Origin of the sequence: Streptomyces sp. NPDC090088 (assembly GCF_044747345.1) — a bacterium.
GTDB lineage: Bacteria > Actinomycetota > Actinomycetes > Streptomycetales > Streptomycetaceae > Streptomyces.
On the sequence record NZ_JBIVDZ010000002.1, the window covers coordinates 1,217,345 to 1,239,613 of the forward strand.

Annotated in this window: 18 protein-coding genes and 1 pseudogene; 12 read left to right on the forward strand and 7 right to left on the reverse strand. The window is 72.3% G+C overall.

Features of this window, described 5'->3' with window-relative positions; all coding sequences use genetic code 11:
- Nucleotides 1–2 precede the first annotated feature (2 nt).
- Nucleotides 3–1,865 (reverse strand): ABC transporter ATP-binding protein, encoded by a 1,863-nt coding sequence (locus ACIPSJ_RS14270; protein WP_401345776.1) that lies wholly within the window; start codon nt 1,863–1,865, stop codon nt 3–5.
- Nucleotides 1,862–3,667, reverse strand: a complete 1,806-nt coding sequence (locus ACIPSJ_RS14275; RefSeq protein WP_401345778.1) for an ABC transporter ATP-binding protein — start codon at nt 3,665–3,667, stop codon at nt 1,862–1,864. The genes ACIPSJ_RS14270 and ACIPSJ_RS14275 overlap by 4 nt, the downstream gene beginning before the upstream one ends.
- Before the next feature lie 192 nt (nt 3,668–3,859).
- Between ACIPSJ_RS14275 and ACIPSJ_RS14280 the strand changes: the two genes are divergently transcribed.
- From ACIPSJ_RS14280 to ACIPSJ_RS14295, 4 genes are all read left to right on the forward strand, one after another.
- Nucleotides 3,860–4,768 (forward strand): ABC transporter ATP-binding protein, encoded by a 909-nt coding sequence (locus ACIPSJ_RS14280; RefSeq protein WP_401345780.1) that lies wholly within the window; start codon nt 3,860–3,862, stop codon nt 4,766–4,768.
- On the forward strand, nt 4,765–5,499 hold the full coding sequence (locus ACIPSJ_RS14285; RefSeq protein WP_359218676.1) for an ABC transporter permease: 735 nt from the start codon (nt 4,765–4,767) through the stop codon (nt 5,497–5,499). The genes ACIPSJ_RS14280 and ACIPSJ_RS14285 overlap by 4 nt, the downstream gene beginning before the upstream one ends.
- Nucleotides 5,500–5,584: 85 nt before the next feature.
- On the forward strand, nt 5,585–6,829 hold the full coding sequence (locus ACIPSJ_RS14290) for a sensor histidine kinase (protein ID WP_401345783.1): 1,245 nt from the start codon (nt 5,585–5,587) through the stop codon (nt 6,827–6,829).
- Nucleotides 6,819–7,463, forward strand: a complete 645-nt coding sequence (locus ACIPSJ_RS14295; protein ID WP_359218678.1) for a response regulator transcription factor — start codon at nt 6,819–6,821, stop codon at nt 7,461–7,463. Before ACIPSJ_RS14290 ends, ACIPSJ_RS14295 begins: the two co-directional genes overlap by 11 nt.
- Here the strand turns inward: ACIPSJ_RS14295 and ACIPSJ_RS14300 are convergent.
- The gene (locus tag ACIPSJ_RS14300; protein WP_359218680.1) at nt 7,460–8,857 is read right to left on the reverse strand and encodes a sulfatase-like hydrolase/transferase; all 1,398 of its coding nucleotides are present in this window, start codon (nt 8,855–8,857) and stop codon (nt 7,460–7,462) included. The genes ACIPSJ_RS14295 and ACIPSJ_RS14300 overlap by 4 nt on opposite strands.
- An 89-nt stretch (nt 8,858–8,946) precedes the next feature.
- A complete protein-coding gene (gene glgX / locus ACIPSJ_RS14305; protein ID WP_401345786.1) occupies nt 8,947–11,178 on the reverse strand; it encodes a glycogen debranching protein GlgX in 2,232 nt (743 codons plus the stop codon).
- A gap of 244 nt (nt 11,179–11,422) precedes the next feature.
- Here glgX and ACIPSJ_RS14310 point away from each other — a divergent pair, with 244 nt between their 5' ends.
- From ACIPSJ_RS14310 to ACIPSJ_RS14335, 6 genes are all read left to right on the forward strand, one after another.
- Complete coding sequence (locus ACIPSJ_RS14310; protein WP_401345788.1) at nt 11,423–12,658, forward strand: Ig-like domain-containing protein; 1,236 nt, start codon at nt 11,423–11,425, stop codon at nt 12,656–12,658.
- A gap of 157 nt (nt 12,659–12,815) precedes the next feature.
- Nucleotides 12,816–14,051 (forward strand): Ig-like domain-containing protein, encoded by a 1,236-nt coding sequence (locus ACIPSJ_RS14315; RefSeq protein WP_401345790.1) that lies wholly within the window; start codon nt 12,816–12,818, stop codon nt 14,049–14,051.
- Nucleotides 14,052–14,139: 88 nt separating this feature from the next.
- Complete coding sequence (locus ACIPSJ_RS14320; protein ID WP_355722952.1) at nt 14,140–14,907, forward strand: enoyl-CoA hydratase-related protein; 768 nt, start codon at nt 14,140–14,142, stop codon at nt 14,905–14,907.
- A 184-nt stretch (nt 14,908–15,091) separates the two neighbouring features.
- Nucleotides 15,092–15,700 (forward strand): ATP-binding protein, encoded by a 609-nt coding sequence (locus ACIPSJ_RS14325; RefSeq protein WP_401345792.1) that lies wholly within the window; start codon nt 15,092–15,094, stop codon nt 15,698–15,700.
- 55 nt (nt 15,701–15,755) lie between these two features.
- Entirely contained in the window at nt 15,756–16,547 is a 792-nt protein-coding gene (locus tag ACIPSJ_RS14330; RefSeq protein ID WP_359218691.1) for a polysaccharide deacetylase family protein, read from the forward strand.
- 11 nt (nt 16,548–16,558) lie between these two features.
- Nucleotides 16,559–17,752 (forward strand): beta-propeller fold lactonase family protein, encoded by a 1,194-nt coding sequence (locus tag ACIPSJ_RS14335; protein ID WP_359218693.1) that lies wholly within the window; start codon nt 16,559–16,561, stop codon nt 17,750–17,752.
- Nucleotides 17,753–17,764: 12 nt separating this feature from the next.
- On the opposite strand, the gene ACIPSJ_RS14340 is transcribed toward ACIPSJ_RS14335, so the two are convergent.
- Nucleotides 17,765–18,448 (reverse strand): GNAT family N-acetyltransferase, encoded by a 684-nt coding sequence (locus tag ACIPSJ_RS14340; protein WP_359218695.1) that lies wholly within the window; start codon nt 18,446–18,448, stop codon nt 17,765–17,767.
- Between ACIPSJ_RS14340 and ACIPSJ_RS14345 the strand changes: the two genes are divergently transcribed.
- Entirely contained in the window at nt 18,447–19,358 is a 912-nt protein-coding gene (locus ACIPSJ_RS14345; protein ID WP_401345795.1) for a MerR family transcriptional regulator, read from the forward strand. The two genes, ACIPSJ_RS14340 and ACIPSJ_RS14345, sit on opposite strands and share 2 nt — an antisense overlap.
- Nucleotides 19,359–19,416: 58 nt before the next feature.
- Nucleotides 19,417–19,629 carry an EF-hand domain-containing protein gene (locus ACIPSJ_RS14350; RefSeq protein ID WP_355722936.1) on the forward strand — a complete coding sequence of 71 codons (213 nt, stop codon included), beginning with the start codon at nt 19,417–19,419 and terminating at the stop codon, nt 19,627–19,629.
- A gap of 56 nt (nt 19,630–19,685) precedes the next feature.
- Here ACIPSJ_RS14350 and ACIPSJ_RS14355 read toward each other — a convergent pair whose 3' ends face one another.
- Both ACIPSJ_RS14355 and ACIPSJ_RS14360 read right to left on the reverse strand, forming a co-directional pair.
- Nucleotides 19,686–20,474 carry an ABC transporter ATP-binding protein gene (locus ACIPSJ_RS14355; protein ID WP_401345797.1) on the reverse strand — a complete coding sequence of 263 codons (789 nt, stop codon included), beginning with the start codon at nt 20,472–20,474 and terminating at the stop codon, nt 19,686–19,688.
- Nucleotides 20,471–22,191: pseudogene (locus ACIPSJ_RS14360) on the reverse strand (2-isopropylmalate synthase). Before ACIPSJ_RS14360 ends, ACIPSJ_RS14355 begins: the two are co-directional and overlap by 4 nt.
- Nucleotides 22,192–22,269 lie beyond the last annotated feature (78 nt).

Here is a 22,269-nt window from a genome sequence, read left to right on the forward strand (position 1 = left end):
GTCTAGGCCAGGCTGTCCCGCCAGGCGCGGTGCAGATCCGCGAACCGGCCGGTCCCGGCGATCAGTTCGGCCGGGCGGCCGTCCTCGACGATCCGGCCGTGCTCCATCACCAGCACCCGGTCGGCGATCTCCACGGTGGACAGCCGGTGCGCGATCACCACCGCCGTACGGCCCTTCAGGACCGTCGACATGGCCCGCTGCACGGCCCGTTCACCGGGGACGTCCAGGGAACTGGTCGCCTCGTCGAGGATCAGCACCGCCGGGTCGGCGAGCAGGGCGCGGGCGAACGCGACCAGCTGGCGCTGTCCCGCCGAGATGCGCCCGCCGCGCTTGCGGACGTCCGTCTCGTACCCGTCGGGCAGCGCGGCGATGAACTCGTGCGCGCCGATCGCCTTGGCCGCCTGCTCGATCTCCTCGCGGGTGGCGTCCGGCCGGCCGATGGCGATGTTCTCGGCGACCGTGCCGGAGAACAGGAACGCCTCCTGGGTGACCATCACCACCCCGCGGCGCAGCTCGGGCACGGCCAGTTCGCGCAGGTCCACGCCGTCCAGCAGGACCCGCCCGTCGGACGGGTCGTAGAAGCGGGCGAGGAGTTTGGCGAGGGTCGACTTGCCGGCGCCGGTGGAGCCGACGACCGCGACCGTCTGCCCGGCGGGGAGGGCGAGGTCGAAGCGGGGGAGCACCTCGCCGCCGGTGCGGTAGGCGAACCGGACGCCTTCGAAGACGACCCCGCGGCCCGGCAGGCTGCTCTCCGGCGCGGGCAGCTCCCGCGGCACGGACGGCTCCGGCACGGTCGGGGTCTGGGCCAGCAGACCCGCGATCTTCTCCAGCGAGGCGGCCGCCGACTGGTACGAGTTGAGGAACATGCCGAGCCGGTCGATCGGGTCGTAGAGCCGTCGCAGGTAGAGGACGGCCGCCGCGAGGACGCCCAGTTCCAGCGAGCCGGACGCCACCCGGTACGCGCCCCACAGCACGATCACCGCGACCGACGTGTTGGCGACCAGCCGGGAGCCGACCACGTACCGCGCCATCTCCAGCAGCGCGTCGCCGTTGGTGCGCTCGTGGCGGCGGTTGAGCACGGCGAACTCGGCGTCGTTGGCGGTCTCCCGGCGGAACGCGCGCACCGGGCGGATGCCGTTCATCGTCTCCACGAACTTCACGATCACCGAGGCGATCGCGGTGGACCGCGCCTTGTACACCCGCACGGCCCGCCGCTGGTACATCCGCACCAGCAGGTACAGCGGGACGAACGAGGCCACGGCCACCGCGCCCAGGCCCAGGTCCAGCCAGAGCAGCATCGCCGAGATGTAGAGGAAGGAGAGGATGACCGTGATCAGCTCCTGGAGCCCCTCGCTGAGGAGTTCGCGGAGCGACTCGACGTCCGTGGTGGAGCGGGAGATGAGCCGGCCGGACGTGTACCGCTCGTGGAAGTCGATGCTGAGCGCCTGCGCGTGGCGGAAGATCCGGCCGCGCAGGTCGAGCAGCACGTCCTGGTTGACGCGCGCGGAGGCCTGGATGAACGCGTACTGGAGGCCGCCGGAGAGCAGCGCGCTCAGGGCGTAGCCGACCGCCACGGCGATCAGCGGGCCGTGGTCGTGGCGGCGGAACGCCGGTACGGCCCGGTCGATGGCGTACGCCACCAGCAGCGGGCCCGCCTGCACCGCCGCCTGCTGGAGCAGCAGGAGCCCGGTGGTGCCGGCGACCCGCGCCTTCATGGGGGCGAGCAGCGAACGCAGCAGGTCCGCCGTGGCGCCGGGCGGGGTGGGCAGGACGTCGTGGTCGAAGGGGTCGCCGGCGGCGGCTTCGGCCGGGCGGGGGAGTTCGTCGTCCTCGTCGGGGGCGGGCAGGGAGGTGGCGGCGGTCATCGGCGGTGATCCTCCCCGGACATCAGACGGGCGTACTCGGTGTTGCCGCGCAGCAGTTCCTGGTGGGTGCCGACGGCGGTGATGCGGCCGCCGGAGAGCAGGGCGACGCGGTCGGCGAGCAGCACGGTGGAGGGGCGGTGGGCGACGATCAGCGCCGTGGTGTCGGCGAGCACGTCGCGCAGGGCCGCCTCCACGGCGGCCTCGGTGTGGACGTCCAGGGCGGAGAGGGGGTCGTCCAGGACGAGGAAGCGGGGCCGGCCGACGACCGCCCGCGCGAGCGCGAGGCGCTGGCGCTGGCCGCCGGAGAGGCTGAGGCCCTGCTCGCCGACCTGGGTCGCGGTGCCCTGGGGGAGGGCGTGCGCGAAGTCGGCCTGGGCGACGGCGAGGGCGCGGGCCAGCTCGGGCTCGCCGGCGCTGTCGTCGGCTCCCATCAGCACGTTCTCGCCGACGGAGGCGGAGAAGAGGGTGGGTTCCTCGAAGGCCACGGAGACCAGGGTGCGGAGTTCCTCGCGGGACAGGGCGGTGATGTCGGTGCCGTCCAGGGTGATCCGGCCGGAGGTCGTCTCGTGCAGGCGGGGGATGAGGGCGGTGAGGGTGGTCTTGCCGCTGCCGGTGGCGCCGACGAGGGCCATGGATTCGCCGGGGCGGATGTGGAGGTCGATGTGGGCGAGGGTGGGGGTGGATTCGGGGGAGGCGTCGGGGTAACGGAAGGAGACCGAGTGGAAGCGGATGCCATCGTTGTCGGGTGCGGGTTGTCCGTGGCTGGTCGCGCAGTTCCCCGCGCCCCTGACGGGGCGCTTGTCCTCGCCCTCCTCCAACGCGTCCCGTGCCTCGAAGTACCGCTCCGTCGCCGTCGCCGCCTCCTGGCTCATCGCCAGCAGGAAGCCGATGGACTCGACCGGCCAGCGGAGGGCGAGGGCGGTGGAGAGGAAGGCGACGAGGGTGCCGGCGCTGAGGTCGCCGTCGGCGACCTGGACCGAGCCCCAGAAGAGGGCCGCGCCGATGGCCAGTTCGGGGAGGGTCACGATGACGGCCCAGATGGCGGCCAGCATCCGCGCCTTGCGCAGCTCGGTGCCCCGCAGCGTGCGGACCAGTTCGCGGAAGGCGCGGGCCTGGCTGCGGTGCCGGCCGAAGCCCTTGATGATGCGGATGCCGAGCACGCTCTCCTCGACCACCGTCGTCAGGTCGCCCACCTGGTCCTGGGCGAGCCGGGCCACCTCCGCGTACCGCCTCTCGAAGAGCACGCAGGTCCACACCATGGGGACGGCGGGGGCCAGGATGACCAGGCCGAGTGTCCAGTCCTGGGCCAGCATGATCAGCACGCCGACGAGGATCGTCACCGCGTTGACCAGCAGGAAGGTCAGCGGAAAGGCGAGGAACATGCGGAGCAGCATGAGGTCGGTGGTGGCCCGGGAGAGCAGCTGGCCGGAGGCCCAGCGGTCGTGGAAGGCGACCGGCAGGCGCTGGAGATGGCCGTAGAGGCCCGCGCGCATCGACGCCTCGACATGGGAGAGGGGTCTGGCGACCAGCCAGCGCCGCAGCCCGAACAGCAGCGCCTCCGCGCATCCGAGCAGCAGCAGGTACAGCGCGCCGAGCCAGACCCCGCCGGGGTCGCGGTCGGCGACCGGGCCGTCCACCATCCACTTCAGGACGAGGGGGATCACGAGCCCCGTACAGGAGGCGACTATCGCCACCAGCGCGGCGCTGAACAGCCGTACCCGCACCGGCCGCACGTACGGCCACAGGCGCAGCAGGGTACGGACGGCGGACCGTTCCTCGGTGGTTGCACGTGTCGGAGGCATCAGGGGCGAGCCTACGGACCGGCACTGACAACGCCTACCGAGTTTTGGCCGGACCGGATTCCGTCGCCATGGCTGCGACCAGCGCGTTCGAAGGGTCGTACAACTGGACGGGCGGCATCAGCCGATCGGTTGATGCCGGTTCGAGCGGGCCGGGCGATGTGGCGGCGGGGGGCCGGACGGGACCCTCGGGGTATGCCAACCGTCATCGAAGTGACAGACCTGCGGAAGACGTACGGCGGCCGGGCCGTCGTGGACGGGGTGGGTTTCGCCGTCGAGGAGGGGGAGATCTTCGGGATCCTCGGACCGAACGGCGCCGGCAAGACCACCACCGTGGAGTGTGTGGAGGGGCTGCGGGTGCCCGACGGCGGGCGGGTCCGGGTCGCCGGGTTCGATCCCGTCGCCGAGCACGAGAAGGTCGCCCGGGTCCTCGGCGCCCAGTTGCAGCAGAGCGAGCTGCAGGCCAAGCTCACCGTCCGCGAGGCCCTGGAACTGTACGCCTCCTTCTACGACAGCCCGCCGGCGTGGGCGCCGCTCGCCGAACGCCTCGGGCTCGCCGACAAGCTCTCCACCCGGTTCGGCAAGCTGTCGGGCGGGCAGCGGCAGCGTCTGTTCATCGCGCTGGCCTTGATCGGGAATCCGCGGGTGGTCGTGCTCGACGAGCTGACCACGGGGCTCGATCCACGGGCCCGGCGGGACACCTGGGAGCTGATCGAGGACGTCCGGGACCGCGGGGTCACCGTGCTGCTCGTCACGCACTTCATGGAGGAGGCGCAGCGGCTCTGCGACCGGATCGCGGTCATCGACGGGGGGCGGGTGGCCGCCCTGGACACCCCGGCCGGGCTGATCCGCCGCACCGCGGGTGCGACCGTCATCAGCTTCACCCCGTCGGCCCCGCTGGACGACCGGGACCTCAGCGCCCTCCCGGCCCTCGCCTCGGTCGAGCGCAAGGACGGCCGGATCACGCTCTCCGGCACCGACGAGACCGTGAACGCCGTCATCACCCTGCTCGCCCGGCACCGCGTCACCGCCCACCAGCTCCGGGTCGTGGACGCGACCCTCGACGACGCCTTCCTGGACCTGACGAAGGAGGAGACGGTATGAACACCGCCGTCCTGCGGACCGAGTTCCGCCTGTTCCGCCGCGAACCCGGCGCGGTCTTCTGGGTGTTCCTGTTCCCGACGCTGCTCCTGGTGATCCTCGGCTCCATCCCGTCGTTCCGGGACGCCGACGCGTCGCTGGGCGGGCTGCGGCCGGTCGACGCCTATGTGCCCATCGCCGTACTGATCGCGCTGATCATGTCCGGGGTGCAGACGTTGCCGCAGGCGCTGACCGGCTACCGGGAGCGGGGCATCCTGCGCCGGATGCGGCTCACCCCGGTACGGCCGTCGGCGCTGCTGTCGGCGCAGATGGCGGTGCAGGGCACGGTCGCGCTGGGCTCGGCGCTGCTCGCGCTCGCCGTCGGGCGGCTAGCGTTCGACGTACGACTGCCGAGGCAGCCGGGCGGGTACCTGCTGGCGCTGCTGCTCGCGGCCGCCGCCGCGCTCGCCCTCGGCTCCGTCGTCTCCGCGCTCTCCCGCACCACGAAGATCGCCGGTGCGATCGGCTCGGCGGTGTTCTTCCCGATGATGTTCTGCGCGGGGGTGTGGATCCCGGTGCGGGAGATGCCGCACGCGATGGCCCGCGTGGTGCAGCTGACCCCGTTCGGCGCGGCGGCCCGCGCGCTGGACCAGGCCGCCGCCGGGCACTGGCCCGGCTGGGACCACCTGGGCGTGCTCGCGGCCTGGGCCGTGCTGCTGACGGCCGGGGCCGCCCGCTGGTTCCGCTGGGAGTAGACGGCCGGCCGTGCAGACTGGGGACATGACGGAGGGGGAGATGGCGGAGGGGGGCATGAGGGAGGGGGACATGAGGGAGGGGGACATGGCGGAGGACGACGGTCGGATCGACCGGCGCTGGGAGCAGCTGCACACCTGGGTGCCGTACGGGTTCCTCGGCATCAGCGTCGTCCTCGGGATCGCCACCGCCGACCCGCAGACCGGCCCGGCGACGTGGTACACCGCCTGGGCCCTGGTCGGGGCCGCGCTCGTGCTCCAGCTGTGGTGGCACGGCACCCGGTCGCGCCGCCTCGACCGCGGCCGGACGCCGACCCCGGCCGGGACGGCGTACTACGTCGTGCGCTGGGCCCTGGCCTTCGTCCTCACCTGGCTCAGCCCGTTCTTCGCGTTCTACGCCGCCAGCGGCTACATGGACGCCGACGAGTTGCTGCCGCGCCGGTGGCGGCGGCTCGGACTGCTCGCGAGCGCGGTCACCGTGGCCGGCGCGCAGACCGGCGGCATGCCGTTCCGGAGCGCGGTCCAGTGGGTCGTCTTCACCGTCCTGCTGGTCGCCAACTCCGTCCTCCAGGTGGGGATCGCCCACCTCACCGAGCAGGAGAAACAGCGCTCCGCCGAGCGCACCGAGACCATCGCCGCCCTCCGCCAGGCCCTCGACGAGAACGCGGCCCTGCACGCCCAGCTCCTCGTCCAGGCGAGGGAGGCCGGGGTCGCCGACGAGCGCCGGCGGCTCGCCGCAGAGATCCACGACACCATCGCCCAGGGGCTGGCCGGGATCATCGCCCAGCTCCAGGTCGTCACCAACACCCCCGACCCGGACCAGGCCCGGGAGCACGTGGGCCGCGCCCTGGCCCTGGCCCGGCACAGCCTGGGCGAGGCCCGCCGTTCCGTGCACAACCTCGCCCCGGTGGCGCTGGAGCACGACGGACTGCCCGAAGCGCTACAGAAGACGGTCACCGAATGGGGCGAACGCACCGGCACCCGTGCCGAGTTCACCGTCACCGGCACCGCCGCGCAGCTGCACGAGGAGATCGCGGCGACCCTGCTCCGTATCGTCCAGGAGGCGCTGTCCAACACGGCCCGGCACGCGCGCGCCTCCCGGGTCGGCGTCACCCTGTCCTACCTGGGCGAGGAGGTCATTCTCGACATCCGCGACGACGGGACCGGCTTCGACCTGCTCGCCGTGCCCGCCCGCAGCCGCGCCGGCGGCTTCGGCCTGGACGGCATGCGGGCCCGCGCCGAACGGATCGCGGGCACCCTGACGGTGGAGTCCGAACCCGGGCTCGGCACCGCCCTGTCGGCCCGCGTACCGTTGGTCCGCGATGACCGCTGACCCGCCCATCTCGCTGCTGATCGTCGACGACCATCCCGTCGTCCGCGACGGGCTGCGCGGCATGTTCGCGTCCGCGCCCGGGTTCACGGTCCTCGGTGAGGCGTCGAGCGGTGTCGAGGCCGTCGCGCTGGCCGCGTCCCTCGACCCGGACGTGATCCTGATGGACCTGCGCATGCCGGGCGGCGGCGGGGTCGACGCCATCCGCGAACTGACCCGGCGCGGAGCCCGCGCCAAGGTGCTGGTCCTCACCACGTACGACACCGACTCCGACACGCTCCCCGCGATCGAGGCGGGCGCCACCGGCTATCTGCTCAAGGACGCCCCGCGCGAGGAGCTGTTCACCGCGGTCCGGGCCGCCGCCCAGGGCCGGACCGTGCTCTCCCCGGCGGTCGCCTCCCGGCTGGTCTCCGCCGTCCGCACCCCCGGCGCCCCCGGCAACGAACCGCTCTCCGCCCGCGAACGCGAGGTGCTCGCCCTGGTCGCCCGGGGCACCTCGAACCGCGAGATCGCCCGCGAGCTCTTCATCAGCGAGGCCACGGTGAAGACGCATCTCACCCACCTGTACGCCAAGCTGGGCGTCAACGACCGCGCGGCGGCGGTCGCGACGGCCTACCAGCGGGGGATCCTCGGCTAGCCCGGATAGGGCAGCAGGGTGGCCGCGGTCCTCTCCCAGGACGCCTTCAGCTCGGCCAGCAGCTCGGGCCGGTCCGGGGCGAGGTCGGCCTGTTCGCGGAGGTCCGCGCCGAGGTCGTAGAGGTGGTCCTTGCCGGCCGCGTCCCGGTAGTACTTCCAATCACCCCGCCGCAGCGCCCGGTTGGCCCTGACCCGCCAGAACAGGTCGCGTTCCGGGAGCCGTTCGCCGCGCAGCAGGTAGCCCGCGAGGCTGGTGCCGTCCAGCGGGTACGCCGGGTCGGGGCGGGCGCCCGCCAGTTCCAGCAGGGTCGCCGTCCAGTCCGGGGTGAACAGGGGCTCGTGGCTGACCTGGCGGCCGTCGACCCGGGCCGGCCAGCGCAGGATGGTCGGCACCCGGATGCCGCCCTCCTGGAGCACGAACTTCTCGCCGCTGAGCGGCCACAGGTACGACCAGCGCTCGCCGCCGTTGTCGCTGGCGAAGAGGACGAGGGTGTTCTCCTCCTGCCCGGACCGGCGCAGCGCGTCCAGCACCTCGCCGACGGCCGCGTCCAGGCTCTGCACCATCTCCGTGTACTTGGCGACCGAGCCGCCGTCGTAGTGGTTGAGCGCGGTACTGACCTCGGCCTGGCTCTTCGCGGCCCTGATCTTCGCGGCGATCTCGGCGCCGGTCCCGGCGTCGCCCTCGGCCAGCCACGGCCAGTGCGGGGTGGTGAAGTTGAGGTTCAGCAGCCAGGGCGTGTCGTGCTTCCGGCCCACGTACTCGACCGCCCGCTCGGTCAGCACGGTCGTGTAGTACCGCAGGTCCTGGTACTCGGCGTCGCCCTCGTAGAGGTCGTAGGTGCCCAGCTGGCCGAGCTTGGAGAAGTATTCGAGCACCCCGCCGAAGTTGCCGAAGAACTCGTCCCAGCCGGACTTGGTGGGGCTGTAGTCGGGCAGCCAGCCGCAGTGCCACTTGCCGATCAGCGCGGTCGCGTAACCGGCCTTCTTGAGGAGGGAGGCGAGGGTGGGGTGGCGGGGGTCCAGGCCCTGGGTGCGGTCCGCGACGGGCTCGGCGAGACCGCCCGGCGTACGGCCCGGGTAGCGGCCGGTGTAGAGGCTGAACCGGGTGGGGGAGCAGGTCGCCGAGCCGGAGTAGGCGTCCGTGAAGCGCACGCCCTGGCGGGCCAGCCGGTCCAGGTGCGGCGTCCTGATGTGCGGGGCGCCGTAGGAGGAGAGGTCGGCCCAGCCCAGGTCGTCGCCGAGGACGACCAGGAGGTTGGGGCGCCTGCCGGAGGCGGCCGGACGGGCCTCGAAGGGACGCTCGGCGGCCTCGGCGGCGGGGGCCGCTCCGGCGACGGCGGTGACCGCGCCGCCGCCGACGAGACCACCGAATGCACGACGGGATATCTCAGGCATGCGCTTCAGTGGATCAGCGGACCCTTCGCCCCCGCCAGCCGACCGCCCCGGATTTCACGGGCCTGCAACGTTGCCTCAGCCGACCACCTTCAGCCGACCACCTTCAGCAGCAGCACCGACCGCCCCGGCACCGTGATCGCCGTCCCGGCCTCGTGCACCACCCCCGGTGCCTCGCCCTGGTCCTCCCGCGCGGTGTCCACGAGCACCTCGTAGCGCGCGGCCCACGGCGGGCCCGGCAGGACGAAGTCCACCGGCCGGTCGCCGGCGTGCAGGACGGTCAGGAAGCTGTCGTCCAGGACCGGCGCCCCGCGCTCGTCGCGGCCGGGGATGTCCCGCCCGGACAGGTACATGCCGAGGGTGGCGGCCGGCGCGTACCAGTCGCCCTCCGTCATCTCCGCGCCGTGCGCCGTGAACCAGGCCAGGTCGCGCAGCCCGTCCGCCGAGTGGGCGCGGCCGGAGAAGAAGGCGCGGCGGCGCAGCACGGGATGGCGGTGGCGCAGCGCGATCAGCCGCGAGGTGAGGTCGAACAGCGGCCGCCACTCCGGGTCCGCCGGCAACTCCCAGTCCAGCCAGCTGATGTCGTTGTCCTGGCAGTACGCGTTGTTGTTGCCGCGCTGGGTGCGGCCCAGCTCGTCCCCCGCGACCAGCATCGGCACGCCCGTCGACAGCAGCAGCGTGGTCAGCAGGTTCCGCAACTGCCGCCTGCGCAGCGCCCGTACGCCCTCGTCGTCGGTCTCGCCCTCCACCCCGCAGTTCCAGGAGCGGTTGTCGCCCGAGCCGTCCCGGTTGTGCTCGCCGTTGGCCTCGTTGTGCTTCGTCTCGTACGACACCAGGTCGCGCAGGGTGTAACCGTCGTGCGCGGTGACGAAGTTGACGGAGGCGTAGGGGCGGCGGCCGCCCCACGCGTAGAGGTCGCTGGAGCCGGAGAGCCGGTAGCCGAGGTCGCGGACGTCCGGGAGGGCGCCGCGCCAGAAGTCCCGGACGGCGTCGCGGTAGCGGTCGTTCCACTCCGTCCACAGGGGTGGGAAGGCGCCGACCTGGTAGCCGCCCGAGCCGACGTCCCACGGCTCGGCGATCAGCTTCACCCGGCGCAGCACCGGGTCCTGGGCGATGACCGCGAGGAAGGGGGAGAGCATGTCGACGTCGTGCATCGAGCGGGCCAGCGCGGCGGCGAGGTCGAAGCGGAAGCCGTCCACGCCCATCTCCGTGACCCAGTAGCGGAGCGAGTCCGTGATCAGCCGCAGCACATGTGGCCGGACCACATGGAGCGTGTTGCCGCAGCCGGTGTAGTCGGCGAAGCGCCGGGCGTCGTCCTGGAGCCGGTAGTAGCCCCGGTTGTCGATGCCCTTCAGGGACAGCGTCGGGCCCAGCTCGCCCGCCTCCGCCGTGTGGTTGTAGACCACGTCGAGGATGACCTCGATCCCGGCCGCGTGCAGCGCCCGCACCATCCGCTTGAACTCGCCGACCTGCTGTCCGGTCGTACCGGAGGCCGCGTAGGCCGCGTGCGGGGCGAAGTAGCCGATGGAGTTGTAGCCCCAGTAGTTCCTGAGGCCGCGCCCGAGCAGGTGGTCCTCGTGCGCGAACTGGTGGACCGGGAGCAGCTCCACGGCCGTCACGCCGAGTTTCACCAGGTGCTCGACGGCGGCCGGGTGCGCCAGCCCCGCGTAGGTGCCGCGGAGCTCCTCGGGTATCCCCGGGTGCAGTCTGGTGAAGCCGCGCACATGCAGCTCGTAGATGACGGAGTCCGCCCACGGGGTCTTCGGACGGTGGTCGTCGGACCAGTCGTCGTCATCGTGGACGACCACGCCCTTGGGGACGTACGGCGCCGAGTCCCGGTCGTCGCGCACGGTGTCGGCGACCTGCTGGTCCGGCCAGTCCCGGACATGCCCGTACACCTCGGGCGGCAGCCCGAACTCGCCGTCCACCGCCCGCGCGTACGGGTCCAGGAGCAGCTTCGCCGGGTTCCAGCGGGCGCCGGTCCACGGGTCCCAGCGGCCGTCCACCCGGTAGCCGTACCGCTGCCCCGGCAGCACACCCGGCACGAAGCCGTGCCAGATCTCGTGCGTGAGTTCGGTCAGCGGGATCCGGGTCTCCCGCCCCTGCTCGTCGAAGAGGCAGAGCCGGACCGCCTCCGCCCCGGCCGCCCACAGCGCGAAGTTGGTCCCCGCGACCCCGTCCGGGCCGACCCGGAACCGGGCGCCGAGCGGCGTGGACGCCCCCGGCCAGGCCGACGGGACGGGGAGGGCCGTCCCGTTGACCGCGGGGGCGTCGGCCCTCGGGGCCCGTGCCCGTGCCCCCTGCTGCTCGGCTGCGCTCGTCACCTGTCGGCCCCTTATTGTGTCCCGCGGCTCGCCGACCGCCGGGGCGCACGCGACCCGCGTCCGGGCAGCCGACCGGGCCCGGACTCCCGGTCCCGGGCACGGTCGGCGGCTCGCTACGGACGCGCCCGCGACGGCTCTCGCACGGGCGCGGCGGCTCCCCAGCTCGTCGTCCTTCCCTCTGTTCTGCCCAGTGCCGGCGTCGCACTCACGTTTCCCCGGGGCATGCACGCTCGTTGAGCCGCGCGTGAGGCATGGACAAGGGCGCGCACGGCGCGCGGGGGCCGCGTTGGCCGCGGTACTGACATGGGCGGGACTGCTGGCGGGGGCCGCCGGCTGCTCCTCCGACGACACGGGCGGACTGGGCGTCGACCACGTCCTCGGGGGCCCGCCCCCGGCCCCCCAGGACGTCATCCGGATCTCCCCGGACGACGGCACCAAGGCCGTACGCCCCGGCCGACCGCTGACCGTACGGGTGCCCGGTGGCCGGCTGGAGTCGGTCACCGTCGTCCGGTCCCAGGACGCCCAGGACTCCCCGGTCCCCGGGCACATCGCGGCGGACGGCACGACCTGGCGGCCCGACGACCCGACTCTGGCGCTCGCCGCCAAGTACACCGTCGACGCGGTCGCCGTCGACGGCCACGGCCGCCGCTCCGCCCGCCACACCACCTTCACCACCCTGGTCCCCGGGGAACGCTTCATCGGCTACGTCACCCCGGAGAACCGCGCCACCGTCGGCACCGGGATGATCGTCTCCCTCGCCTTCAGCCGCGAGATCCAGAACCGGGCCGCCGTCGAACGCGCCGTCCACGTCACCGCCGAGCCCCCGGTCGAGATCCGCCCGCACTGGTTCGGCAAGAACCGCCTCGACTTCCGCCCCCGGCGCTACTGGGAGCCCGGCACCGTCGTCACCGTCGACCTGGGACTCCGCGACGTCGAGGGCGCCCGCGGCGCCTACGGCCTCCAGCAGAAGACGTTCACCTTCACCGTCGGCCGCAGCCAGGTCTCCCTCGTCGACGCGACCCAGCACACGATGGAGGTCCGCCGCGACGGCGAGCTGCTGGCCACCGTGCCGATCACCGCGGGCGCGCCCGACCACACCACCTACAACGGGAAGATGGTGGTGATGGAGATGCACGAGGTGACCCGCATGAACGGCAGCACGGTCGGCTTCGGCGGCGAGTACGACATCCCCGACGTCCCGCACGCCCTCAAACTCACCGACTCCGGCACCTTCCTGCACGGCAACTACTGGGCGCCGGACGCCCCCGGACGCGAGAACGTCAGCCACGGCTGCGTGGGTCTGCGCGACGTGAAGGGCGGCAGCTCGGCCACCCCCGCGGGCTGGTTCTACGACCGCACGCTGATCGGGGACGTGATCGAGGTCGTCAACAGCAAAGACAAAAAGGTCTCTCCCGACAATGGCCTCGGAGGGTGGAACATGGGATGGAAGGAGTGGAAGGCGGGCAGCGCGGTCAAGTAACCAGGTGGGGGGCCGGGTCGGTGGGGGCGGAAGTTGCGACGCAACGGTGACATTCGCCCAACACCAAGCTCAAAACCCTCCGGTTACTATGCGCCAGTGCGCCCGCCGGGACGCGCCGGGGAGGGGCCTGACCAGGCCCCTGGGAGGGGAGAACGACTTGAACGTGCGGCCGATATCGGGGGCGTCGGTGCGGACTCGGGGGAAGGGCGGACTGGCACTCATAGCCGGCGTTCTGCTCATGGCCGTCACCGCGTGCGGGGGCGGCTCCTCCGACAAGGGATCCGGTGCCGGAGACGGCAAGGCGAAGGATTCGACGACCCAGGCGAGCAAGCAGTCCGTCGCCACGGTCAGTATCAGTCCCAAGTCCGGTGCGACCGGTGTGGACACCAGCGGGGCCCTCAAGGTCACCGCCGCCAAGGGCAAGCTGACCGACGTCGAGGTCAAGGACGCCAAGGGCAACAAGGTCGACGGCGCGATCGCGGCGGGCGGTGCCAGCTGGTCGCCGTCGACGCATCTGGCCAACTCCACGAAGTACACGGTGCACGCGGTCGCGAAGGACACCGAGGGCCGGGAGTCGGCGGAGGACTCGTCCTTCACCACCCTCACCCCGAAGAACACGTTCATCGGCTACTTCACGCCGGAGGACGGTTCCACGGTCGGGGTCGGCATGCCGTTCTCCGTCCGGTTCACCCGGGGCATCACCGACCCGGCGGCCGTCGAGAAGGCGATCACCATCAAGACCGAGCCGGCGGTCGACGTGCAGGGTCACTGGTTCGGCAACGACCGCCTCGACTTCCGGCCCGAGAACTACTGGAAGTCCGGCACCAAGGTCTCGGTCACCCTCAACCTCAACGGCGTCGAGGGCCGTGACGGGGTGTACGGCGAGCAGGCCAAGACCGTGAAGTTCACGATCGGGCGCAACCAGGTCTCCATCGTCGACGCCAAGAAGCACACGATGAAGGTCATGCAGGACGGCAAGGTCGTGAAGAACCTCGCGGTCACCACCGGCAAGCCCGGCTACGACACGTGGAACGGCCAGATGGTCATCAGCGAGAAGCTGCGCGTGACCCGGATGAACGGCGAGACGGTCGGCTACGGCGGCGAGTACGACATCAAGGACGTGCCGGACGCGATGCGGCTGACGACGTCCGGGACGTTCATCCACGGCAACTACTGGGGTGGCGACGCGTTCGGCAACTACAACGCGAGCCACGGGTGCGTCGGACTGCGCGACATCCGGGGTGGGGGTGACCGGTCGGTGCCGGCCGCCTGGTTCTTCGACCACTCGATCATCGGGGACGTGGTGACGGTGAAGAACTCGAACGACGAGACGGTGTCGCCGGACAACGGTTTGAACGGCTGGAACATGTCTTGGGCGGACTGGACGAAGTAGTCGCTTGGCCGCGGGTGCGTGGGGGCTGGTCGCGCAGTTCCCCGCGCCCCTCGGGTAGGGGTGGTGAACGCCCGCTAACCTGCGAGGCATGACTGTAACCCTCGAAGTCTCCGAAGGTGTGGGCACGCTGCGGTTGGATCGGCCGCCCATGAACGCGCTGGATGTGGCCACGCAGGACCGGATCAAGGAGCTGGCGGAAGAGGCCGGCCGTCGTGCGGATGTGCGGGCCGTCGTCGTGTACGGCGGGGAGAAGGTCTTCGCGGCCGGGGCCGACATCAAGGAAATGCAGAACATGGACCACGCGGCCATGGTGCTGCGGGCCCGGGACCTCCAGGACTCCTTCACCGCCGTCGCCCGGATTCCCAAGCCGGTCGTGGCCGCCGTCACCGGGTACGCGCTCGGCGGCGGTTGTGAGCTCGCGCTCTGCGCCGACTACCGGATCGCCGCCGACAACGCCAAGCTGGGCCAGCCCGAGATCCTGCTCGGGCTGATCCCGGGGGCCGGCGGTACCCAGCGGCTGCCGCGGCTGGTCGGGCCCTCGAAGGCCAAGGACCTGATCTTCACGGGCCGTATGGTCAAGGCGGACGAGGCGCTCGCCATCGGGCTCGTCGACCGGGTGGTACCGGCGGCCGAGGTGTACACCGAGGCGCATGCCTGGGCCGCCCGGCTCGCCCAGGGCCCGGCGATCGCGCTGCGGGCCGCCAAGGAGGCGATCGACACCGGCGTCGAGACCGACCTGGAGACGGGGCTCGCCGTCGAACGGAACTGGTTCGCCGGGCTGTTCGCGACCGAGGACCGGGAGCGCGGTATGCGGAGCTTCGTCGAGGAAGGGCCTGGCAAGGCGAAGTTCCTGTGATCTTCGCCCTGTTGTGAAAGTGCCGAACCCCTTGCAATTGACGTGATGTCTGATTCCGGGTCCCTCGATGGGGCGGTTTATGGGAGCCTTAAGGCACCCTTAAGTCTGCCTTGTCGAGGGGGTCTGGCGATTGCCCGGAGAAGAGTCGTCGTCGCAGGTCGGGCGGGTTGTGGAAGGTCCCGAGATGCCGATGGCATATGCCGATCGACCGGTGTGGGGCGGGAGCTTCCCGGGGGCGTATTCCGCCGGAACGGCCCCGGAGGGCGCTCGCGGCGGCCATGATGGGGGCATGGCGGGGCTGGAGGGCATCGAACAGCCGCGGGGACAGAGCCGTGCGGCCGCGGCGCGCTGGTCGCCTGCGGTCGAGGACGAGCGGGCACTCAAGGCGATCGACCTGTTCGGCAACCCGACGGAGGCGGAGGTTCCGCTGCCGTCCCGCCCCGAGTCCGCGGCGACCGCCCGCCGGCTGGCCCAGGTGGTCGTCCTCCGTCAGTGGCGGCTCAGCCCCAAGATGACCGAGGACGCGGTCTTACTCGTCTCCGAGCTGGTCGGCAACGCGGTCCGGCACACCGGGGCCCGGGTGTTCGGCCTGCGGATGCGCCGCCGCCCCGGATGGATCAGGGTCGAGGTCCGCGATCCCTCGCGGGGGCTGCCCTGTCTGATGCCGGTTCAGGAACTGGACATCAGCGGACGGGGCCTGTTCCTGGTCGACAAGCTGTCCGACCGGTGGGGCGTCGACCTCCTGCCGCGCGGCAAGACGACATGGTTCGAGATGCGCGTGGCCGACCGCTAGCGAAGAACAACCCTTATCCGGTCAATCGCCCATTTTCTTACCTGTCCCCTTTTAAATGGTGCGGGTGACCCCCACCAACCGACGCGACCTCCTCCGCGCGGGCGCCGCCTTCACCGCCACAGGCACGCTGGCCACCGGTTGCGGCACCACCGGTACGGCCACCGCAGCGCCCCCCGCCACCACCCCCGCGCCGACGCCGCCCACGGCCTCCGCCACGCCTTCCCCCACGGCGTCCCCGGCCCGGACGCTCCCCCGCCAGATCACCCACGGCCCCCGCGCCGGCACCTCCGTCGCGCTCACCTTCCACGGCCAGGGCGACCCCGCCCTGGCCACCCGGCTCCTCACCACCGCCGAGCAGCACGGGGCGCACGTCACCGTGCTGGCCGTGGGCACCTGGCTCGACGCGCACCCCGCCATGGCCCGCCGTGTCCTCGACGGCGGTCACGACCTCGGCAACCACACCCAGCGGCACATCTCCATCAACGCCATGGCGGAGGCCGACGCCCGCAAGGAGATCACCGACTGCGCGGACCGGCTGAAGCGGCTCACCGGGTCGGTCGGCCGCTGGTTCCGCCCCTCCCGGGCGGCCACCGCGACCCCGCTCGTGGTCCGGCTCGCCGCCGAGTCCGGCTACCCGCATGTGCTGTCGTACGACGTCGACTCGCTCGACTACACCGAGCCCGGCGCGCCGGCCATCACCCGCAAGGTGCTCGCGGAGGTCAGGGGCGGCTCGGTGGTGAGCATGCACTTCGGGTACCCCGACACGGTCGCCGCCCTCCCCGCCGTACTCCAAGAACTCCACCGCCGTGGACTGCGCGCGGTCACCACCACGGAGCTGCTGAGCTGATGCGAACGCCGATGCAAGCCACGAGAGTCGCCCGTCTGTCGGTCGCGGGCACCGCCCTTGCCGCCCTGGCGCTGCTGTCCGCCTGCGGCGGCGGATCCGGCGGCCCCGAGGAACCGGCCGCCCTCAGCACCGCGCCCGCGCAGCCGCAGGCGAAGAAGGTCGAGCCGGTCGTCGACGCCCTGCCGGGCATGCCCCCGGTCCTCGACCCGAACGACGTGTACGCCGCCGACCGCCCCGGCCGGCTCTCGCCCGTGGTCAAGGACTTCCCGTCCCGGATCTACGTGCCCAACACCAACTCCGACACCGTCTCGGTGATCGACCCGAAGACGTACAAGGTGACCGGGACCATCCGGGTCGGCCGGCAGCCCCAGCACGTCGTCCCGTCCTGGGACATGAAGACGCTCTGGGTCAACAACGACCTGGGCAACAGCCTCACCCCCATCGACCCGAGGACCGGCCGGGCGGGCAAACCGGTCGCCGTGCACGACCCGTACAACCTGTACTTCACGCCCAACGGCAAGTTCGCGATCGTGATGGCCTCCATGGACCGCGCCCTGGTCTTCCGGGACGCGCACACCATGAAGACCGTCAAGTCCCTCCCGGTCAGCTGCTACGGCGTCAACCACGCCGACTTCTCCCTCGACGGCCGCTACTTCATCGTCTCCTGCGAGTTCAGCGGCGAGGTGCTCAAGGTGGACACCGAGAAGATGAAGGTGCTGCGCCAGGAGAAACTGCCGTTCCACGGGGCGATGCCCCAGGACGTCAAGGTCTCGCCCGACGGGAAACTGTTCTACATCGCCGACATGATGGCCGACGGGCTGTGGATCCTGGACGGCGACAGCTTCTCCAAGCCCACCTTCCTGCACACCGGCAAGGGCGCCCACGGGCTGTACGTCAGCCGGGACTCCCGCGAGATGTACATCTCCAACCGGGGCGAGGGCACCATCTCCGTCTTCGACTTCCCGGAGAACCGGCTGACGAAGAAGTGGCGGCTGCCCGGCGGCGGCAGCCCGGACATGGGCGGGGTGTCGGCGGACGGCAAGGTGCTGTGGCTGTCCGGCCGCTACAACTCCGAGGTGTACGCCATCGACACCGGCACCGGCAAGGAGCTGGCCCGCATCCACGTCGGCAGCGGCCCGCACGGCCTCGCCGTCTACCCGCAGCCGGGCCGCTACTCGCTCGGCCACACCGGCATCTTCCGCTGAGCCTCGTGGGTTTCAGGACTTGAGCAGCAGCGCCTCGGCGCCGACCGGCACATAGCCGGCCGCCTGGAACGCCCGTGTGCTGCGGGCGTTCCCCGGGGCGACCTGCGCCCACAGCGGTTCGTCCGCGAGCTGCCGGGCGGCGGTCACCAGGGCGCGGCCCAGCCCCCGCCGTCGTACCCCCTCGTCCACCTCCACCGAGACCTCCAGGCGGCCCGCGACGCCCCGGCCCAGCACCAGCACCCCGCCCTCCGCCGCCCAGGCCCGCACCTCGGCACGGCGGCCGTGGGCGTAGGCGACCCGGGAGTGGCCGGGGCCGGTCAGTTCCGTCAGGGGGAGCTCCGGGCGGCCGGGGAGCGGGCCGGCCACCAGCAGCGCGTCGATCGTCTCGTGCTCCCGGCCCGTACGGTCCATCAGGGCGGTGAGGAAGCGCGCGTTCATCGGCGCGCTCAGCGCGTCGGTGGGGATCGCCCGCAGGGTGTCGTACACCCACCGCGGGTCCTCGTCGACGAAGACGACCGCGTGCGCGGTGAAGGCGAGGACCCCGGCGTCCCGGGGGGACGGCTGCGGGACGACGGTCGTCCGGCCGTCGGGCGGCGGGAAGACACCCCGGGCCGCCGCGTCGAGAATGTCCCGCAGAGTCTCCGCCACCGTGCTCCTTGAGTCTCCACCCGCTGGAAGGCCCACACTCGCAGACATGATCGAAGACGGCACCGGACTTTTCACCATCGGCGAGCTGGCGCGCGCCACCGGGCTGACCGTGCGCACCATCCGCTACTGGTCCGACGAGGACGTCCTCACCCCGGTGGGCCGGTCGCCCGGCGGCTACCGGCTCTACGACGCCGGGTCCTTCGCCCGCCTGGAGCTGATCCGCACCCTGCGCGAACTGGGTCTCGGCCTGGCGCACGTGCGGGCGGTGCTCTCCGGCGAGCAGACGGTGGCGGAGGTCGCGGCGGCGCATGTGGCGGCGCTGGACGCGCAGATCCGCTCCCTGAAGGTGACCCGGGCGGTGCTGTCGACCGTGGCGCGACGCGGATCGAGTGCGGAGGAGACGACCCTGATGAACAAGCTGGCGCGGCTGTCGGCGGCGGAGCGGCGGCGGATCCTGGAGGAGTTCGTCGAGGAGACGCTGCACGGGCTCGACACCGTCGATCCGGAGATCCGCAAGCGGATGCTCGCCACCGTGGCGGAGCTGCCGGACGACCCCACACCGGAGCAGGTCGACGCGTGGGTGGAGCTGGCCGAGATGGTCCAGGACCCGGCGTTCCGCGCCCAGATGCGCAGGGCGACCGAGTTCAACGCGGCCGACCGGGGGCCGGACGTGCCGCCCGGAGCCTCGTTGTGGTTCATGAAGCGGCTCGTCGACCTGGTGGGCGAGGCGCGGCGCCGGGGTGTCGTACCGGATTCGCCGGAGGCCGACGAGGCGCTGCGCGGGGTGCTCGGCGACGCCGACCCGGCCGCCGTGCTGGCGCGGCTGGACGCGGCCTTCAACGACCGGGTCGCCCGCTACCGCGAACTGCTCTGTGTGCTCAAGGGGCAGCCCCTCGCCGTGTACGCGGAGGAGTTCGCCTGGCTGGCCGCTGCGCTGCGGGCTCGCGTGGACCGTTAATCTGACCTGCGACAGTACGTCTGCATGACGATGGAAAACGAATAAAAGGGGCGGATCGGTGGCGGACATCGACGAGGCACGCGCGCATTTCCAGCGGATCGACGCGGACGGTGACGGATTCATCACCGCCGCCGAGTTCAAGTCCGCGCTTGCGCAGGAGGGCGACTGGAACGTCACCGAGACGGTCGCCCAGGCGATCATCAACAGCCGGGACCTGAACGGTGACAAGGTGCTGTCGTTCGACGAGTTCTGGGCGCACCTGAGCAAGTAGGCGCCAGGAGTGCAGGGGGCCCGCGGATCGCGGGCCCCCTTCTCATGCCCCGGTTCTCATGCCCTGGACTCGACGCGGACGGTCCAGCGGCCGCCGTGGCGTTCCAGGGTGAGCGGCAGGTCGAAACACTTGCCGACCTGGTCGCCGGTGAGGACTTCGGCCGCCGGGCCCTGTGCCAGGGCGCGGCCGTCGCGCAGCAGCAGGGCGTGGGTGGTGCCCGCCGGGAGCTCCTCCAGGTGATGGGTGACGAGCACGGTCGCCAGCCCGGGATGCGCCCGGCGCAGCGCGTCCAGCGCCGTGAGCAGCCGCTCGCGGCCCGGCAGGTCCAGGCCGGTGGCCGGTTCGTCGAGCAGCAGCAGCCGGGGCTCGGGCATCAGCGCGCGGGCGATCAGGGTCCGCCCGCGCTGCCCCTGGGAGAGTGTGGGCCAGCGGGCCGTCCGGTGCGCGGCCAGCCCCAGCGTGTCGATCAGCCGGTCGGCGCGCTCCTCCTGTTCCGGGGTCGGACGCCAGCGCGGCAGCAGCGCCACGGAGTTGGTCAGCCCGGTCAGGACGACGTCCCTGACCCGCAGCGGCTCGCCCAGCGGGTGGCGCGGGTCGACATGGCCCACCCGTGTCCGCAGCTCGCGCAGGTCCACGCGGCCCAGCCGGCTGCCGAGGACCTCCACCGTGCCCCGCGTCGGATGGACCAGGGCCCCGAGCAGGCCGAGCAGGGTGGACTTCCCGGCGCCGTTGGCCCCCAGCAGCGCCCAGTGCTCACCGGCCCGGACGGTCAGCGACACCTCCTGGAGGATCGGCCGCCCGTCGCGCACCACGTGTACGTCCTCCGCGTGCAGGACGACGCTCATCGCACCCCCGCCCGGTTCACCGCGGACAGCACCGCGCCGACCGAGGCGGCCAGTGACGAGGGGCCCTCCGCCGCGCCCCAGACCGTCGTCGTCCCGTATACCCGGCACTCGGCGAAGGCGTGGGCCCCGCTGTGGGTGACCTCCAGGACCTGGGTGGCGTGGCCTGCGCCGGTCAGCGCGTCGGCGAGGGCGGTCAGCGGGCCGGGGCCGGTGCCCTCGTGGTCGCCGGCCCGGTCGCCCGTGCGCAGGGTGCAGACGAAGCGGTGCCGGCCCGGCGCCTCCTCGTGGACCGACCAGGCGTCAAGCCGGACCTCGCCGTCGGCCGGGTAGGCGGCGCGGAAGAGGTCGTACAGCTCCTTCGGCGTGGCCTCCCGGCCGCTCGCGTCCGTGGCCTCCTGGACGAGCCGGGCGAACTCCGGACGCATCCGCTCCGGCAGGTCGATGCCGTGGTGGGTGCGCAGCAGGTAGGCCGAACCGCCCTTGCCGGACTGGGAGTTGACGCGGATCACGGCCTCGTACGTCCGCCCCAGATCGGCCGGGTCGACCGGCAGATAGGGGACGGACCAGGGCGCCCGGGACTCGGGAACCCCCGACTCCCGTGCCCTGCGGGCGTGTTCCGCGAACCCCTTGGCGATCGCGTCCTGGTGGGTGCCGGAGAACGCGGTGTGCACGAGGTCGCCGGCGTAGGGGTGGCGGGGGTGCACCGGGAGCCGGTTGCACTCCTCGACCGTCGCGCGGACCGCGTCGAGGTCGCCGAGGTCGACCATCGGATCGACCCCCTGGGCGAACAGGTTGAGCGCGAGGGTGACCAGGTCCACGTTGCCGGTGCGCTCGCCGTTGCCGAACAGACAGCCTTCCACCCTCCCCCAGACTTCGTCCGGGGGGACCCCCAGGCACCGGCCAGCACGGCGAGTTCGGCGCAGGCGACGCCGGTGCCGCGGTCGTTGTGCGGGTGGACGGAGAGGATCACCGAGTCGCGCCGGGCCAGGTGGCGGTGGGCGTACTCGATCTGGTCGGCGTAGATGTTCGGGGTGGCGATCTCCACGGTCGCGGGGAGGTTGTGGGTGACCGGGCGGTCCGGGCTCGCGTCCCACAACTCGGTGAGTCCGTCGCAGAGTTCGAGGACGAAGTCGGGTTCGGTGAGGTTGTAGGTCTCCGGGGAGAACTGGAAACGGACGCCGGGCGTGTCCCCGGCCCGGCGCGCCATGTGCTCGGCTGCCTCGCGCACGGTCCGCCACACCTCGGCCCGGTCCCGGCGCAGCACCACCTCCCGCCACACGGGAGAGGTGGCGATGTACAGGTGGACGACGGCCCGGGGCAGCCCTTCGATCGCGTCGAAGGTCCGGTCGATCAGGCCCCGCCGGGCCGGGGTGAACACCACCGGGGTCACGTCGTCCGGCACGGCCCCGCTCGTCACCAGGTGCCGTACGAAGTCGAAGTCCGTGCGGGAGGCGGACGGGTAGCCGACCTCGATCTCCTTGAAGCCGGTGCGGACCAGCAGATCGAAGAAGCGGCGCTTGCGCGGGGTGTCCATCGGCTCGGCGAGGGCCTGGTTGCCGTCGCGCAGGTCGACCGGCACCCACAGCGGGGCGCGTTCGATCCGGGCGGACGGCCAGCTCCGGTCCGCCGTGGCGGGCACGTGCACGCGTTCGTGGAAGGGCCGGTAGCGGTCGTACGGCATCGGGCTGGGGCGCTGCGGGTTCCACAGCAGGGTCATCGGGGCGGCTGCCTCTCGGCTCGTCGGTCGGACGGTGACCGGCGGCACGGCGACCCGCGGCGGGGTGCCGGTCGCGTC